Origin of the sequence: Flavilitoribacter nigricans DSM 23189 = NBRC 102662, assembly GCF_002646595.1 — a bacterium.
GTDB lineage: Bacteria > Bacteroidota > Bacteroidia > Chitinophagales > Saprospiraceae > Flavilitoribacter > Flavilitoribacter nigricans.
In genome coordinates this window covers 34,270-50,826 of sequence record NZ_PDUD01000009.1, presented here as the reverse complement: position 1 = coordinate 50,826, position 16,557 = coordinate 34,270, and the positions used below count along the sequence as shown (strand labels likewise).

12 protein-coding genes are annotated in these 16,557 nt (G+C 51.9%); 9 read left to right on the top strand and 3 right to left on the bottom strand.

Features of this window, described 5'->3' with window-relative positions; genetic code table 11:
- Positions 1-46 precede the first annotated feature (46 nt).
- From CRP01_RS05140 to CRP01_RS05130, 3 genes are read left to right on the top strand one after another with little or no spacing between them, the layout of a single operon-like run.
- The gene (locus CRP01_RS05140; protein ID WP_099148939.1) at positions 47-688 is read left to right on the top strand and encodes a TrmH family RNA methyltransferase; all 642 of its coding nucleotides are present in this window, start codon (positions 47-49) and stop codon (positions 686-688) included.
- A 57-nt stretch (positions 689-745) separates the two neighbouring features.
- Positions 746-1,981 (top strand): gliding motility-associated C-terminal domain-containing protein, encoded by a 1,236-nt coding sequence (locus CRP01_RS05135; protein WP_099148938.1) that lies wholly within the window; start codon positions 746-748, stop codon positions 1,979-1,981.
- Between the two features lie 9 nt (positions 1,982-1,990).
- Complete coding sequence (locus CRP01_RS05130) at positions 1,991-2,314, top strand: cupin domain-containing protein (protein WP_099148937.1); 324 nt, start codon at positions 1,991-1,993, stop codon at positions 2,312-2,314.
- 68 nt (positions 2,315-2,382) lie between these two features.
- Here the strand turns inward: CRP01_RS05130 and CRP01_RS05125 are convergent, their stop codons facing one another.
- The gene (locus tag CRP01_RS05125; RefSeq protein ID WP_099148936.1) at positions 2,383-3,042 is read right to left on the bottom strand and encodes a hypothetical protein; all 660 of its coding nucleotides are present in this window, start codon (positions 3,040-3,042) and stop codon (positions 2,383-2,385) included.
- A 464-nt stretch (positions 3,043-3,506) separates the two neighbouring features.
- Positions 3,507-5,099: a bacillithiol biosynthesis cysteine-adding enzyme BshC gene (bshC, locus tag CRP01_RS05120; protein ID WP_099148935.1), complete on the bottom strand. Its 1,593-nt coding sequence runs from the start codon at positions 5,097-5,099 to the stop codon at positions 3,507-3,509.
- A 222-nt stretch (positions 5,100-5,321) separates the two neighbouring features.
- Between bshC and glpK the strand changes: the two genes are divergently transcribed.
- Positions 5,322-6,821, top strand: a complete 1,500-nt coding sequence (glpK, locus tag CRP01_RS05115) for a glycerol kinase GlpK (RefSeq protein ID WP_185154550.1) — start codon at positions 5,322-5,324, stop codon at positions 6,819-6,821.
- 361 nt (positions 6,822-7,182) lie between these two features.
- On the opposite strand, the gene CRP01_RS05110 is transcribed toward glpK, so the two are convergent.
- A complete protein-coding gene (locus CRP01_RS05110; RefSeq protein ID WP_099148933.1) occupies positions 7,183-8,583 on the bottom strand; it encodes a hypothetical protein in 1,401 nt (466 codons plus the stop codon).
- Positions 8,584-8,795: 212 nt separating this feature from the next.
- Here CRP01_RS05110 and CRP01_RS05105 point away from each other — a divergent pair, with 212 nt between their 5' ends.
- From CRP01_RS05105 to CRP01_RS05085, 5 genes are all read left to right on the top strand, one after another.
- Entirely contained in the window at positions 8,796-9,902 is a 1,107-nt protein-coding gene (locus CRP01_RS05105) for a T9SS type A sorting domain-containing protein (protein WP_170110231.1), read from the top strand.
- A 72-nt stretch (positions 9,903-9,974) separates the two neighbouring features.
- Positions 9,975-13,301, top strand: a complete 3,327-nt coding sequence (locus CRP01_RS42740; protein WP_099148931.1) for a PKD domain-containing protein — start codon at positions 9,975-9,977, stop codon at positions 13,299-13,301.
- 154 nt (positions 13,302-13,455) lie between these two features.
- The gene (gene rpsU / locus CRP01_RS05095; RefSeq protein ID WP_099148930.1) at positions 13,456-13,650 is read left to right on the top strand and encodes a 30S ribosomal protein S21; all 195 of its coding nucleotides are present in this window, start codon (positions 13,456-13,458) and stop codon (positions 13,648-13,650) included.
- 106 nt (positions 13,651-13,756) lie between these two features.
- Positions 13,757-14,983 carry an MFS transporter gene (locus CRP01_RS05090; protein ID WP_099148929.1) on the top strand — a complete coding sequence of 409 codons (1,227 nt, stop codon included), beginning with the start codon at positions 13,757-13,759 and terminating at the stop codon, positions 14,981-14,983.
- Positions 14,984-15,079: 96 nt separating this feature from the next.
- Entirely contained in the window at positions 15,080-16,549 is a 1,470-nt protein-coding gene (locus CRP01_RS05085; RefSeq protein WP_099148928.1) for a P-loop NTPase family protein, read from the top strand.
- The last annotated feature ends 8 nt before the right edge of the window (positions 16,550-16,557 follow it).

The following is a 16,557-nucleotide window of genomic DNA, read 5'->3' as shown; positions in this document are numbered from 1 at the left end:
GCACAGAATCAAATGATCAGATCATCGGACCATCAAATCATCAGTTTTGACTCCAAAACGAAAAGCAAAATTTGAAAGGACCGTTGCCCACCGGCAGTTCGACCTGACGGTGATCCTCGAAAACGTACACGATCATCACAATATCGGGGCGGTTCTCAGATCTTGCGATTCGGTAGGTATCCACGAAATATTTGTGTTGTACAACGAGCCGCAGTTGCAGAAAGAATACCTGGAACTGGGTAAACGCACCACGGCCGGCACCCGCAAATGGCTGGACGTCCACTACTATACGGATACCGAAGCCTGTTTCAGCGCAGTGCGGGAGCGCTACGACCACATCTACGCTACTCACCTTAGCCGTTCGGCCAAAAGCCTTTACGACCTCGACCTAACCCGCCGTGTTGCCCTGATGTTCGGCAATGAAATGCTGGGCCTCTCGGATGAAGCTATGCAGCATGCCGACGGAAATTTTATTATTCCCCAAATGGGCATGGCCGAAAGCCTGAATATTTCAGTAGCCTGTGCAGTCAGTCTCTACGAAGCCTACCGCCAACGGGAACTGGATGGCGCCTACGATCCGGTGGACCTGGAGCAACCGCGTCGGGCGGCATTGCTGGAAAAGTATTTTGCCTTGCACGAAAGCGGCAGTAACCGGGGTAAGATCCGTAGGAAGGGTAGTAAAAAATAGTTATCTTTCAAGTGAAAAATACTATTTGCAGCGCTTCAGTGAGTAATAAATGGAACAATGTACAAAGCACGCTTTCTTTTGATGGTAATGGTCGCTCTTCCCTCCGCTCTGTTTTCCCAGGACTTCGATCTGGAACTGGGGGACTTTGACCCCTGTTCCCAAACCCTGGATCTATCCTGGGAAGCATTTCCGGACTGGCCCGGAGGAGTAGATCACTATGAGGTATGGGCCAGTGTAAAGAGCCCGGCCAGTGATTTCCCGGGGCCTGCCGCCCTGGTGGATTCCGTCGGTGGCAATACTACTACTTTTAGTTTTTTTGCGGAAGACGGACGCCAACACTGTCTGCAGATCCTGGCCATATCTTCGGAAAAAAACGATACGGTTCGTTCGAACCAGGAATGCCTGGAAGTACCCATCATCGGATTTCCCGAAAGTATCATTATCAACACAGCTTCGCTGATACCGGAGAACGGCGCTTTCAGTGGAATGGTCGAACTGATCTGGGAAACGCAACCTTTGCTCCCTCTGGGCAGCGCTACTCTTCTCCGCTCCAGGAACGGCGGGGATTTTGAACCGATCGCACAATTGGATCCTACCTTCCCATTTTACTTTGATAGTCTGGCAAATGCGCATCTCTATCCGGTAAGCTATCGGATTGAAGGTATAGACGAATGTGGAAATGTGCTGACCTCTAACCGGGTGACTACCATTTTCCTGCAGGGCGAGGTCAACGATGCGGGCGTGGCCGTTCTCGAATGGACACCCTATGAGAATGAATATTATTTTGATGGATTGGAGTATCATGTCCTGACGGATGTCTTTCCCGGCTCCATTGACTTTCAATCGCCGCAGGCCGTTTATCCGTCGGACGTACTTATGCATACGGAACAGCCAGATCCGGGCGGGCCAGATGACGGGACGAATTGTTATACCATCATCTCCGAACCGCGTTTGGAAAGGAATGGCTTCTTTTTTTTCAATACGACTACCTTTTCCAACCAGGTATGTCCGGTGGCGGATCTTGCCGTTTTCGTTCCCAACGCATTTGCTCCGGACGGCGCCAACCCGGAATTTAGGGTCTACAGTCCCGGGGGTTCCGCCATCAACTTTTCCATGCGTATTTTTAACCGCAATGGAAGTATGCTTTTTGAGTCGCAGGATATAGACCGGGGATGGGATGGTACCTTTAACGGAAAACCGCTGCCTTCCGGGGTGTATGTCTACTTTATCGAAATTGAACAGGGTGATAAGCCGGTACTCACCAAGAAAGGTAGTATTGTATTAGTCAGATAAAACAACTTTATGAGTCCCTTCATTCATACCGATCAGATTGAATCCAAAACCCTTTTTCCCGGGTTTCACGCCCGCATGGTCCATACGGACGGTCTGACAATCGCTCATTTCCGGATCGAAAAGGGCTGTATATTGCCGCTCCACGATCATCCGCACGAACAGGTCTCCAATATCATAGAAGGTACGCTGGAACTGACGGTAGGAGAGGAGACCCTGGCCTGTACCCCGGGCACTGTGGTTACCATTCCGGGCAACACGCCCCATTCGGCCGTAGCCCTGACGGACTGCTACGTGATCGATATCTTCCGTCCGGTACGGGAAGATTATCGCTAATCGCGATAAGTATCAGAGAAAGTTCCGGGAGCCGGACTCCTGCTCCCGGTCAAAAGTTCTGCCTGCGATCAGTTTTTGCGTTTATTGGCATTCGGCAGGATCAGCGTACCGGTCCAGACGTGATCCGTACGGTGGTCGGGAATAATGACGGGGCCGGGAGGATAGTCCTCATTCCAGAGGTCGACCAGGCTATTCGTAGTACCGCTGCCGCTGGCACCTGCGAAGCGTCCGGTACCGCCATCGACCAGGAATTCATCCTTAAAATAAGCGTCGTATACGGGGTGAGGCTCCGGCAGGGGTAACTTCACCTGGCCGGACGGGATCTTGATATACAGACGATCTCCGTTGGCCGCTTCCAGGTAACCGGAACCACCGCCGTAAAATCCACCCGCAGTAGAACAGAAGGTCAAAACGGTTTTAAATTTCCCCAAATGGGTGCCTTGCCCTCCTCCCCGCTGATAATTGGGGTCCTGATATTCCGGGAGCAGACAGTCTACTTCCCCCAGTAATTCGGGTACTCTGTTGGTGTAAAAAGTAGCTTTGAAGGGAATTTCGTGGGTTCCGTGACGGTACTGGAGCAGGTCCCGATCCAAATCAACCTGGTCTGGGGTATGGACTACGCTTAATTCGTTCGCTGCATCGGCCAAACTGTTCTTTTGACAGGCAATAAAAAGGAACAGGCTGCCGGCCAGGAATAAGATGGAACTTCCGAGTTTCAGATGTCGCATAAATTGAATTTTATGGTGTTTAGTAATAAGGTCCGAAGAGGAGCCCTGCGCTCTAAATGGGAGGGCTCAACCACCCGGGAGACAGATTAACCCGGGATGGTATAAACATAGATGTAAAGGCCCGTTGGTGGGTAGGGGGTTTCGCTCAACCATTGGCCAAATTGGATCATTGTGCTGGGAATGATTGGAAGATATGATTCATAGAAACAGTTGAAAACCAGGCTAGGGTCTGATAATCAACGTGATATATGTTGCAATGGCTTTAAGCTTAGCCCGGAAGGTTCCTTTAAGAAAATAGCTAGATGTGGGAATGAAAAATGGAGCTGGGATCTGGATTATGGTCCCGGCAGTGTAGGATTAACGGAAAACCAGACCGGGCAGTACAGGAACATTCCGTACTGCCCGGTCAAGGTTATTATTCAAGGTGTCCGTAAACCACAGTCGCGGTGAAGGACCTTATAGGATTATTCATCCACAACTACAATGAAACCCTCTTCCAGAGGATCGAGTTCCGCCAGTAGTGTTTCAAAGAAATCCTGGCCGTAGCGCAGGTAGAAATTGAGGAAATTATCCGTTCGTTCCTGCAGGCCGTTGCCGGGGAAGAGTTTATCCTTGATCCCGCGGATCTGGTTCAGTTCGATCTCGTGGCGCTGCTTTTCGGCTTTAAGCAGGCGGCTTTCGAGTCCCTGGAGGCTGTTCATCTGGTTGGCAGCTTCTGCTTTAACCGTTTTAACCAGGGTCTGATCTACTTCTTTGATCTTTTCCACGATCCCGTTAAATATCGTATGCAGTTGTTTTTTCTCCTCTTTGAGACTGAGTTCGTTTTCGGCATTGGCTTTGACGTAGGACTTGATCAGCGTTTCCGTCTCGGTAAAAAGATCACTGACCTTAAGACCGAGTTTATCCAGTTTCTTGGCATTCCCCTTATCGATCCAGAGCACCGAATTACGCCGGATCAGCATGGGGAAGTTAACCCCGAAGTGCTCGAACTGCGTTTTTCGTTCCAGCCAGTAGGCGATCTCGCCGCCGCCGCCAATATAGGCCAGGTTCGGCAGAATATATTCCTGATAGAGCGGGCGGATCACCACGTTGGGGCTGAAATGCTCCGGATGCTGGTGCAGTTCTTCCCGCATCTCCGCTTCGGTGAAGGTATAATCGGTATTCAGTACCTGGAATTTATCCCCCTCCTGCACGATCCGTTCCCGGATCTGATCCCGCAAATAGAACAGATTAATCTCCCGCGGATAGGCCTGCTGGGAGAAGCCCACTTTTTCCAGTTCCTGGGTGGTCGCTTCGATAAGCCCCCGGCTCGGTTGCTCAAACAGTTCTTTTTCCATAATGGGAATAAAGCGCTTTTTAAGCTCGGGATTGTTCATGTCCAACACGATCAGTCCGTAGGATTTGAACAGCTCATTGACGAGGTCTACACTGGCCATCCCGTACTTTTCGTGACGGGTATAACAGGCTTCGATCAGCGAACCGATCTCTTCGGCCTTCGGGCTGCTGCCCAGGATATCTTTCAGTTGTTCCAGCGCACCGGCCAGAGATCCGGTACCCATCATGGCTACCGAACCCGACTCTTCATTCTCCCAGACGATCTCTTTACCGAAGATGCTGGCGTGGTTCATTTCCTCAAAATCGTGATCTTCCCCCCCGGTAATAAAAACCGGTACGATGTGTTGGTCCGGATACTGGTCGTTGAGTTTTCGGGCCAGATGGATCGTGGAAATGATCTTATAAATATAGTAGAGCGGACCGGTAAACAGACTGGGCTGGTGGGCCGTCACGATGGTAAAGGTTTGGGGATCGGACAGGCGGTCGATCTGTTCCAGCACCTGGGGTGACGGATCCAGTTTTTCGTACTGCTTTTTGAGCACGGAGACCAGCAGTTCGCGATCGATCTCGGCTTGTTTTTTATCGGCAATTACCTGGGCAAAGCTTTCTATGGAGACGGGGTATTTGAAGAAAGGACGGAGTTCGGGTTTGGCGGTTGCGTAGGCTGTATCTTTGGAAGATAGTTGAGGTACTTCCTGAAAAGGTATACGTTGGATCGTCATTGCAAGCTTTAAGGTTTTGTTTATATTTACGGTATTCGCCTATAAAAAAGGCCGGCTTAAAAAAGACATCGGTCAGGGAAAAAAACCTGTCGACAGATATTAAAACGGAGTGTCAGTTCTGCAAATAACTTAACACTCCATGTCGGTATAAATGTTTCCTAAGCCGGATAAGTTTAGCTAAAACCTATTTTTTCCTTCACAAAATCCAGAAATCCTAAATTGATGAAGCAATTCATTTTAGCCCTTGATCAGGGAACGACTAGTTCCAGAGCCATTTTATTTGATAAAAATGGAGATATCAAAGCGGTTGAGCAAAAAGAGTTTACACAGTTTTTCCCTAAACCGGGCTGGGTAGAGCACAATGCAGAAGAGATATGGAATACCCAATTGAAAGTAGCGCAGGACGTTCTGAAAAATAATTCGGTGACCGCCGATCAGATTGCGGCGATCGGAATTACCAACCAGCGGGAAACGACCGTGATCTGGGATCGCCGCACGGGCAAACCGATCTACAACGCCATCGTCTGGCAGGATCGTCGTACCGCCGGTATCTGCGATCAGTTGAAAGCGGGCGGCCACGAAAAATACATCCGGGAAAATACCGGCCTCCTGATCGATGCCTATTTTTCCGGCACCAAGGTAAAATGGATGCTGGAGCAGGTACCCGGTGCGCGGGAGAAAGCCGATAACGGGGATCTTTGTTTCGGCACCATCGACAGCTGGCTGATCTGGAAACTGACCGGTGGGAAAAAACACGTAACGGATTACACCAATGCTTCCCGCACCCTGATGTACAATATCTTTGATCTCGACTGGGATAAGCACCTGCTCGACATCCTGTCGGTACCCGCTTCCATGTTGCCGGAAGTGAAGGAATCGAGCGAGATCTACGGAGATACGATCGAGGAGCTTTTCGACGGCAGTATTCCCATCGGCGGGATTGCCGGCGACCAGCAGGCGGCGCTCTTCGGGCAGGCCTGTCTGGAAAAGGGCATGGCCAAAAATACCTACGGTACCGGCTGCTTTATGCTCCTCAACACCGGTACGGAAGCTGTACATTCCAAAAACGGACTGGTAACGACGATTGCCTGGGGCCTCAACGGGGAAGTACACTACGCACTAGAAGGTTCCATCTTCATCGCCGGAGCGGCGATCCAGTGGCTGCGGGACGGTCTTAAACTCATTGACGAGTCTCCCGATTCCGAATATTACGCCATGAAAGCGCCCACGACGGACGGCGTCTACGTGGTGCCGGCTTTCGCCGGTTTGGGCGCACCTTACTGGGATATGTACGCTCGCGGCGCCATTTTCGGTCTGACCCGCGGTACCAACAAAGCCCACCTGATCAGGGCCACGCTGGAATCACTGGCCTATCAGACCAAAGATGTGCTGGAAGCCATGGAGCAGGATTCCGGGGTGCCGCTTAAAACCCTGCGCGTGGACGGTGGTGCCAGTGCAAATAACCTGTTAATGCAGTTCCAGTCGGATATTCTGGATGTTGAGGTGGAGCGGCCGAAGATCACCGAGACGACGGCCCTCGGAGCCGCTTATCTGGCCGGTCTGGCTTCCGGATTCTGGACCCGCGAAGATATCGAACAGAAATGGCAGCTCGACCAGCGTTTTCAGCCGGAGATGCAGGCTTCCGAGCGCAACGATCTCTACAAGGGCTGGAAGAAAGCCATCAAACGCACGATGGGCTGGGAGGAACAGGAAAAAGCCTGATCCGATCCGCCTAGCCTATCCAAAAACGGTTTCTGGATAGGCTCTAAATGCGGAAGACCGATGGATTTGCCACAGGCAGGTTCATCGGTCTTTTTTTTGGATATACTCAGATCTTATTGGCTAACATTCACCCTTAAGCGGAGAAATTCTCCCAATGAAAAAGTTGGGGGGGAAATGATTGTACCGAAAAGCGGTGGGGTAGTGAGGCGCGTTTATAGGGACCAATTGCGGAGCGCTTTACAAAGGCCCTAAGATAGAAGCTTTTATAAGCTCCAACAAATTGCCTGTCCCCAAATGTCACCTGTATTGCAAAAGCTGTTTCAGTATTTTGCGCTTTGGTAAATATCTCACTTTCATTTATTTATCCAGCGATCTCGAGCAGCCAGGTCCGGTCCGTCAGCATGGGGGTATCCCGGATCGTTTGGCGGATTTTCGGCCGTTTTTCCGGTAGGCTGTTCAGTAATTTATCGAGGATACGGATGAAGTTGAGATAGGGCTTTTTCTCTTCCCGGCTCATCTTCTTGCTGCGCATCAGATAGATCCGGAAAGCGGCCAGGAGAGAATCCAGCGATTCCCAGGACTGGGTGGTGTGGTAGATCTTGGCCAGTAGAATACGGCCGTGCAGATAATACCGCACATCCGAGAATTCTACTTCCCGCAGGTACAACTGGGCCTTTTCGAAATCCTGCCGGTGGTAATAGAGGTCGGCCAGGTTAAAATGCATGGCCTCGGCCTTTTCCCGTTCGGCCAGCAGTGGGCTGTATTGGTGAATGAAGCCTTCCACCCAATCGTAGCGTTGCAACCCAAGACCCAATTTGACCACATTTTTAAAAGTCCAGGGGGAGATCTGCCCTTTGTCGATCAGGAAGCCTTTTTCCAGGGAGGTTTCGTAGAGCTCCAGCAGGGGGCTGGCGTAGGTCTTTTCACCGTAACGGATCCGGCCGATACAGAAGTTAACCAGACTCAGGTAAATGAATTTCAATTCCCGGGGGGCCAGGATGTCCTCGTGCTGGATCGCCAGTTGCCGCAATTGCTGAAAATAGGGGGACGTCTCCTCTCCGGTGATCATCATGAACAGATTCCGGTAAATGGCAACGATCGGCAGATGCTGCAGGGACTCGGACATGCTCACGATCTCCTGACTGTGCTGCAACTGATAAGTGCCCGGCTGCAGATTATTCAGCGCGGCGATGGTGCAGAGGTGCTGTAGCTTCTGGGCGACGAGATACTGATCGAAGTTGTCGGCGGTCTGTTGTACTTCCGGTCCCAGTGCCTGGGCCTTTCTGCCCGAAACCTGCCACTCCGCTATTTCTGCCAGCAGGTAGCTTTGGTGGTGAAACTGGATATTGCGGTAGGGCTCTTTTTCCAGTTGATCCCGGGTCTTTCGCAGCGTGAAGCGAAAGTGTTTATCCAGCTTTCTTTCCATAAAAGCCTGCAGGGTATAATAGTTGGCCATAATGCCGTCATTTTGCCATTGTTGATGAGCCAGAAAATCAGCAGCCAGCTGGAGCAGGCGACTGCACTGGCGGTTAAAGTCCATTTCATCGTAAGGCTGTCCGGGAAAGACGCTACGGTATAGATCCTGCTTTTCTACATCCGGTTCGGGCCATTCACCGGCGCGGTAGAGGGCTTCCAGTTCATCCGACAGCACGATCAGGTGGTCGGTCTGATTGAAGAATGGAGAACGAAGGTATAAGCCAAACTTTTGCCAGTCCGACAGGGAAAAGGTAGCAAGCAGACGGAGTAATTTGGTGTTTTTCATGTTTTGCTGGAGAAAAAATGGGCGTTCAGGGATATTGAATGAGGATATAAATGGATTTTTAGATTGCTGAATAACTATTAATTGACTGATATACAGTTAATTGTTTTATATGGTGTATTGAAACTTACAAAATAACGATGGATAAATTTAATAAATTGTAATTGATATCTCCTGTTCCGGCTTTTACATTTGTAAGCATAATGCCAGGATTCATGAACATAAACCTTTACCGTTGGCTTTGTTGGATCGGCCTGTTGGTAATTTTTACTCCGGTTTTGCCGGCGCAGATCACGGTATATCCGGGGGATGCCAATGACAACGGGATCGTCAACAATATTGACGTACTCTACATTGGATACAGTTTCGGTACCCCCGGGCCATCCCGGGTGTTGACGGATACCGATTTTGAACCCCAGGAGGCTGCAGCCGCCTGGTCCGATTTCTTTCCCGACGGTACCAGCTACGCCAGTGCCGATGCGAATGGGGACGGACTGATCGGTACGCAGGACCTGCTTACGGTTTTCCGGAACTACGGGGCAACACGGCCTCCGGTTATCCCGGATGATTTTCCCGAACCACCGGATGGCGGTTCCCAACTGTATATGACGGAAGACGGGCTACCGGATCTCATTCAGCCCGGGACATCCTTTTCCATTCCGATCTACCTGAACGATGTCAATAATCCGCTGGAATTAAACGGTCTGGCATTTTCTTTCGAATACGACGAGCAGGTAGTTAAGGAGGTGCGGCTGGAATGGGCCATGGACTGGTTCCGGGCGGACAGCAGCTGGTACGGTTTGCAGGTGCCGGAAGCGCTGGATGAACCCCAGCTCGATATCGCAGCTACCCGATTTGGCGATAATCCGGTCATAGGTGGGGGACTACTCGGACGGGTCAACATCATCATCGAGGACGACCTGATCGGCCTGTTACCGGCACCCACCGATACCATCGATGTGATCGTTTCCATCAAAAAGATCCGGGGCATTGGCAAAAATTTTGAACCCATTCCCATTGGCGGGGACGACTATCAGTTTACCGTTTATCATCCTGATGCTAAGACGAACCCGGTCACGGATCCCGATGAACGATTATTCACCGTATATCCGAATCCGGTGCAGGAAGAACTCCGGATCGAAGCCCAAAAAATCATTAAGAAGATCATTCTGTACGACCTGCTGGGTCGGCCAATGCTGGTAGAATCCCGGTTGGATTCTACCGAGATCCAATTGCCTGTAATGGACCTCCCCCCCGGTTTGTACCTCCTGCAGGTACAGACCGAGGGAGGTATCAGCTCCCGTGAGATCTTAATCGAATAATTCACCTTCATTTGCTTGACACCCGGCTGATCCATCACCGAAATCGAGCACCAATTACAACTAAAATCTCTTATGAAAACAATCTTGATCCCAAAAATTGTCCTGCTACTGCTATGCCTGGGCGTGACCAGTCCCGGCCTGTTGGCGCAGTTCAGGATCTCCGGCAAGGTCGCGTTTGGAGAAGCACTGGAACCGGTACCCGACTACGATGTGACGGTTTACCTGCCTGTCCACGATCAGGTCTACACCGTCTTCACGGATAGTAAAGGCGACTACGAAGCCACCTTCGACTGGACCAGCGCCGAGATCCTGGAAGCCCGGGTGGATGTACTTGACCTTTGTACCGGAGAGATCCATTCGATCCGTTTACCGAACGCCGACAGCAGTTACGTCGCCAATTTTCAACTCTGTCAGGGCATTGATCCGCCGCCACCGCCACCGGGCTGTCAGGCGCATTTTACTTACGAGCAACTCAGTGTAAATCCGCCCGCGGCCGTTTTCCTCGACCTGTCCTACCACGCCGACCCCGAAGTGGAATACCTCTGGGAATTTGGCGACGGCACCGCCAGCTCCGAACCGGCGCCCACGCACGAGTTCCCCGCTACGGGAGTGTACGAGGTCCTGCTCACGATAAAGTCCGGCGATTGCTCGAGCCGGGTAGTCAATAACGTGATCCTGCGGGATTCCCTGGATTGTGTTTGCCCGGCGGTATATAATCCGGTCTGTGTGACCCTGGATAACGGTTCGGTGATCACCTTTGCCAATGCCTGCGAAGCGAGCTGTGCCGGATTCCAGGAAGGCGACTGGAGTTCCTGCGAGCCGAACGAATGCGGCTGTCCGGAGTTTTACGATCCGGTTTGTACCATTAGTCCCGCCGGTGATTCGCTGACCTTTTCCAACTTGTGTTTTGCCGAATGCGCCGGTTACGCTCCCGATCAGGTATTTCCCTGTAATCCGATCAATGAGTGTGATTGTGCACCGATAGACGCCCCGGTCTGTGTAGTGAACGACGCCGGCGAGATCCTGCGCTTTGCCAACGCCTGCCTGGCCCGGTGCGCGGGTTATCCGGAATCGACCATCGTGGACTGCAACATCAACTGCATCTGCCCGAATGATTACGATCCGGTCTGTGTGGCGGTAGCGGGAGATACCCTGCTCTTTTCCAACCCCTGCCTGGCGGAATGTGCCGGGTATACGCAGGATCAAATGTTTTTCTGCGATCCTCCCGACGATTGCATTTGCCCGCAGGTATACGACCCGGTCTGCGTGATCGGCGCCGTTGGTGATAGTTTGCGCTTTGCCAATGCCTGCCTGGCCGAATGTGCCGGTTTCGGACCGGACGAGTACTACTCCTGCGAACCGGGGCCCTGCGTTTGTCCGGAATACTACGATCCGGTTTGTATCGTGGTGAACGGTGATACGCTGACCTACCCGAATATCTGCTTTGCCGAATGCGACGGCTATTCCTGGAATGATGTCTTTTCCTGCAATCCGGACGGCGGGTGTGACTGCCCGGATACTTACGAACCGGTTTGCGCAGTTGGTCCGGACGGTGCGATCATCACTTTCCAGAATGCCTGCATTGCCAATTGCCGAGGCTACGAAGCGGAAGATTTTATTGATTGTAATGCCAATTGTACCTGCCCGGCCGTTTACGATCCGGTCTGTGTGTACACCGCCAGCGGAGAGCAGATCCAGTTCAGTAACCGTTGCGAGGCGGAATGTGCCGGCTATTTTGGAGATCAGATCGTTCGCTGCGAGCCCGAGGAATGCGTCTGTCCGGAATACTACGATCCGGTCTGTGTTGTAGTGAACGGGGTGACCCGAACTTTCGATAATGAGTGCTTTGCCCGTTGTGCCGGCTTTACCGATGCGGATTTCTTCCGTTGTGAGCCGGGGCCGTGCAACTGTCCGGAAGTCTATAGCCCGGTCTGTATCGTGACGGATTTCGGTCCGGCCTACTGGTTTATCAATGCCTGCGAGGCGGAATGCGCCGGATTTGGTCCGGATCAGTACGAGAGCTGCGGTCCGGAGGAATGCGAATGTCCGGATGATCTCTACGATCCCATCTGCGCGATCAGTGCTCAGGGGGACACGCTGACCTTCGGAAACATCTGCCGGGCGCTCTGTGCCGGATTCACAGACGAGGACCTTTTCAGATGTGACGGTGGTAATGGTTGTGGCTGCGATGCCGCCGTTTACGATCCGGTATGTGTTTACACACCGGGAGGAACGGTATTGCGTTTTGGCAATGCATGTGAAGCGCGCTGTGCCGGATACGACGAATCGGTATGGGTGAAGTGCGAAGATTCCTACTGTCAGGCCCGCTTTCAGACCGAACATCCGAATACGGGAGAACTGGGCGTGCAGTTCTACAATCGCTCTTACCCCGCCGATAGCCTCGGTATCGTATGGATATGGGATTTCGGCGACGGTACGACCAGTAACCTGGCCCATCCGTTCCACGAATATGCGAAAGAAGGGGTCTATACGGTCACCCTGACCATGATCAGCGATAACTGCACCAGTTCCCACCGGGAGCAGATAGTAGTCGGCCTGGATGAACCCATCGAGGATTGTAAAGCTATGTTCCACTTTGAACAAAACCCGGATGATCCCTATTTCTTCCTGTTCCACGATCGCTCCCTTGGGGATATCGTTTCCTGGAGCTGGTACTTCGGTGATGGGACCACCAGTAATGAACCGACTCCGGAACACCGCTACGAACAGGCGGGTATCTATATCGTCAGTCTGTCCGTAACGGCGTCCGACGGTTGCACCAGCCTGGTCAGCATGCTGGTCGCCACGGATGATGACATCGTGTACAACCCGGATTGCTACGCATCCTTCCTGCCGGTGATCATCCCGGACTCCAATCGGGTGTTCTTCCTCAATTTCTCCTCACAGGATGTGGTGGAAACGCACTGGGATTTCGGCGACGGGACCACCAGCAGCCAGTTGATGCCCATCCATGTGTACGATGGGAACGGCAGCTATACGGTTACCCTTACGGTGGTAACGGCGAACGGCTGTACGAATTCCTATACGGCCACGATCAATCTGGCCGGTGCGAGTTTCACCGCCAGCCCGGCCTATGCTTTCCGCACGACTACCGATGTGGAAGAACCCGGCACGCCCGCTCTATCCGTCAAAGTATTCCCCAATCCGGTTACTACGGAGCTTTGGCTGGACCTGAAAGAGCACCCCGCCGGGCCTCTACAATGGCGTATTCTGAACCTCAGCGGCCAGGTCGTTGACCAGGGCCGTGAAGAACTTTCGGGCGGTCCAGGCCGGTTCTCGATCCGTACCGCAGACCTGCCTGCGGGTGTGTATGCGCTGCAACTGATCAGTGAAGCGGGAGCGGTGACGCAGAAGTTTGTCAAGGGCGGAGGACGCTAGATCAATCCCCAAATTCCGAACCCCCTCCTAATCCCATGAACGAGAGCTCCGTCGGCCAAAAACCGGCGGGGCTTTTTTTATGCATAAAAAATGATAACATGCTTCCTAATTTCAAATAGGTATTGTATCTTTGCATCCGCAAAAAATAGAATTTATGCTAATTATCGAAGTAAAAGAAAGCGAGAATATCGATCGCGCCTTGAAACGCTATAAGCGTAAAGTACAACAGACGAAAATTCTTCGGGAATTGCGGGATCGTAAGGAGTTTAAAAAACCTTCTGTACAACGCCGCAACCAAATCCTTAAGGCAGTTTATAAAGAGAAGAAGAGTCGCGACTTGGGACTTTAAGTAATTCTTTTTATTTTGCTGCAAGATATATCATTAGCCTGCCAGTTTCCGGTGGGCTATTCTTATTTGTACCCGGCACTTCGGGTACTTTACGAAACACCAACTAATGAACACCAAGATCCAAGTACAGTTGTCTACCATGATGTTCCTTCAATTCTTTGTCTGGGGAGCTTGGTATACAACCATCGCCGTTTTCATGACCAGCGAAGGTATGGAAACCCTCACGCACTGGCCCTACACCGTTAACCCGATCGCCGCCATTGTGGCCCCCTTCTTTCTGGGGCTGGTAGCGGATCGTTATTTCGCTACCGAAAAGGTATTGGCGGTATTACACCTGCTGGGAGGCGTACTGATGCTGCTGGTGCCGCAGACTACCGGCACTCCGGTCCTTTTCATTACGCTGTTACTGCTTTACAACCTTTGTTTTATGCCCACGCTGGGCCTTTCCAATACTTTGTCTTTCCACAATATCGACGATCAGGAAAAACAGTTTCCGGTGATCCGGGTATTTGGTACCCTCGGCTGGATCGCAGCCGGTCTGTTCGTAAGTTTCTTCCTGGGGGTTTTCACCGAGGAAGGAGTGGTGCCGGAAAGCACGGCCATGCCCCTGTATACAACGGGTATCGTCAGTCTGATCCTAGGGGTTTACTGCTTCTTCCTGCCGCATACGCCTCCGCAGGGCGCGGGTGAGGAGGTTTCCGTAAGAACTATTCTGGGGCTTGATGCCCTGAAGCAATTGGGCAGCCGGTCTTTCTACATCTTCATCATCAGCTCGCTGCTGATCTGTATTCCGCTGGCCGCCTATTACAACTTCACCCAGATCTTCCTGGGTGCAACGGGCTTTGATAACATTGCCGCCACCCAGTCCTGGGGGCAGGTCTCCGAAGTGGTCTTCATGCTGCTGATCCCGGTATTCTTCCGGCGCTTCGGCGTGAAGTGGATGCTGATCATCGGCATGGGCGCCTGGGCGCTGCGCTACGGACTGTTCTCTATGGCCGCTCCGGATTCCGTCACCTGGATGATCCTGCTGGGTATTCTCCTGCACGGTGTATGTTACGATTTCTTTTTCGTTACCGGTCAGATCTATGTCGATAAAAAATCCACGCCGGCCGTACGCGGACAGGCGCAGGGATTTCTCGTGCTGGTCACCTACGGGGTGGGCATGTTTATCGGCGCTCAGGTAGCGGGCATGGTGTTCAACAGTTTCCTCGATGGTGCCTCGGCTCTGACGCTGGATCAGTGGAAATCATTCTGGCTGATACCGGCCGGTCTGGCGGTTGCGGTCATGATTTTCTTCGGCCTCATGTTCCGCGAGGAAAAAGAAGAAGTTTAGAAAACTATCTGAGAGGATATTCGTTTCATAGATTATAATTAGCGGTGACAGGTATCGGTAACCTGTCACCCCATACCTGAAAATAGAATATCCTAAATGAAGGACATCAAAACACTAGGGGCCCTGAAAGACAGCGGCTACCGGTCCAGATCGATCAAAGAAGAACTTAGAGAGAATCTTATCCGCAAGCTTTCCAATAAGGAAAAAGTATTCGAGGGAGTTTTAGGTTTTGAGGATACCGTTTTACCCGATATCGAAAGAGCCATCCTGTCCCGGCACAACATTTTGCTGCTGGGACTGCGCGGACAGGCAAAGACCCGTATTGCGCGTTTGCTGGTTCATCTGCTGGATGAATACATGCCAATCGTGGCGGGCAGTGAACTGAACGACGATCCCCTGCAACCCATCAGCCGGGTAGCGCAGGACCTGATCGCCAAGCACGGTGATGACACGCCCATCGAGTGGGTACACCGCTCCGAGCGTTACGTAGAAAAACTGGCTACGCCGGATGTAAGTGTGGCCGACCTCATCGGTGATGTGGATCCGATCAAGGCCGCTACGCTGAAGTTACCCTATTCGGACGAAAGGGTGATCCACTTCGGCCTCGTGCCCCGTTCTCACCGCAGCATCTTTGTGATCAATGAGTTGCCGGACCTGCAGGCGCGTATCCAGGTATCTCTTTTTAATATTTTGCAGGAAGGGGATATCCAGATCCGCGGATTTAAACTGCGCTTGCCGCTGGACATCCAGTTTGTCTTCACGGCCAACCCGGAAGATTATACCAACCGCGGTAGCATCATTACGCCGCTGAAGGACCGGATCGAGAGTCAGATCCTGACCCACTACCCGAAAACCATCGAGATCGCCCAGCAGATCACTACCCAGGAGGCACAGATCGCCGCCGAACAGCAATCCAATATCGAGGTGCCCGATCTGCTCGCAATACTGCTGGAAATGATCGCTTTTGAAGCCCGGCAAAGTGAATACATCGACGAGAAAAGTGGTGTTTCGGCCCGTCTGAGCATCTCTGCTTTCGAGAACCTGATGAGTACCGCCGAGCGACGGATGCTGATCAATAAGGAGAAAAAGACCATACTGCGCATCACCGATTTCTGGGGCGTCATTCCGGCCATTACCGGAAAGGTCGAGCTCGTGTACGAAGGAGAGCAGGAAGGTCCCTACAATGTAGCCCTGAACCTGCTGAACAGCGCCGTAAAGAAAACTTTCCTCAACCATTTTCCGAATCCGGATAAACTGGAAAAGGGGCGTCAACGTGATCCCTACGGAACGATCCGGGCCTGGTTCTCCGGAGGAAATACCGTGGACCTGCTGAACGATGCCAGCGATAAACAATTCCATAAGGCACTGGACGAAGTGGCGGGATTACGCAAATTTGTTGAATCAACCCTCGACGTTAAGGGCAAAGAAGCCTACACCTTCATGGAACTGGCCCTGCACGGCCTGGCCGAATTCGACGTGATCAATAAGGATATGCTGGAATCCAAACTATCCTTCCGCGATCTCCTGGCCGATATGCTGAATGATGATCTTTTTGATGATGAATGATTTAGACG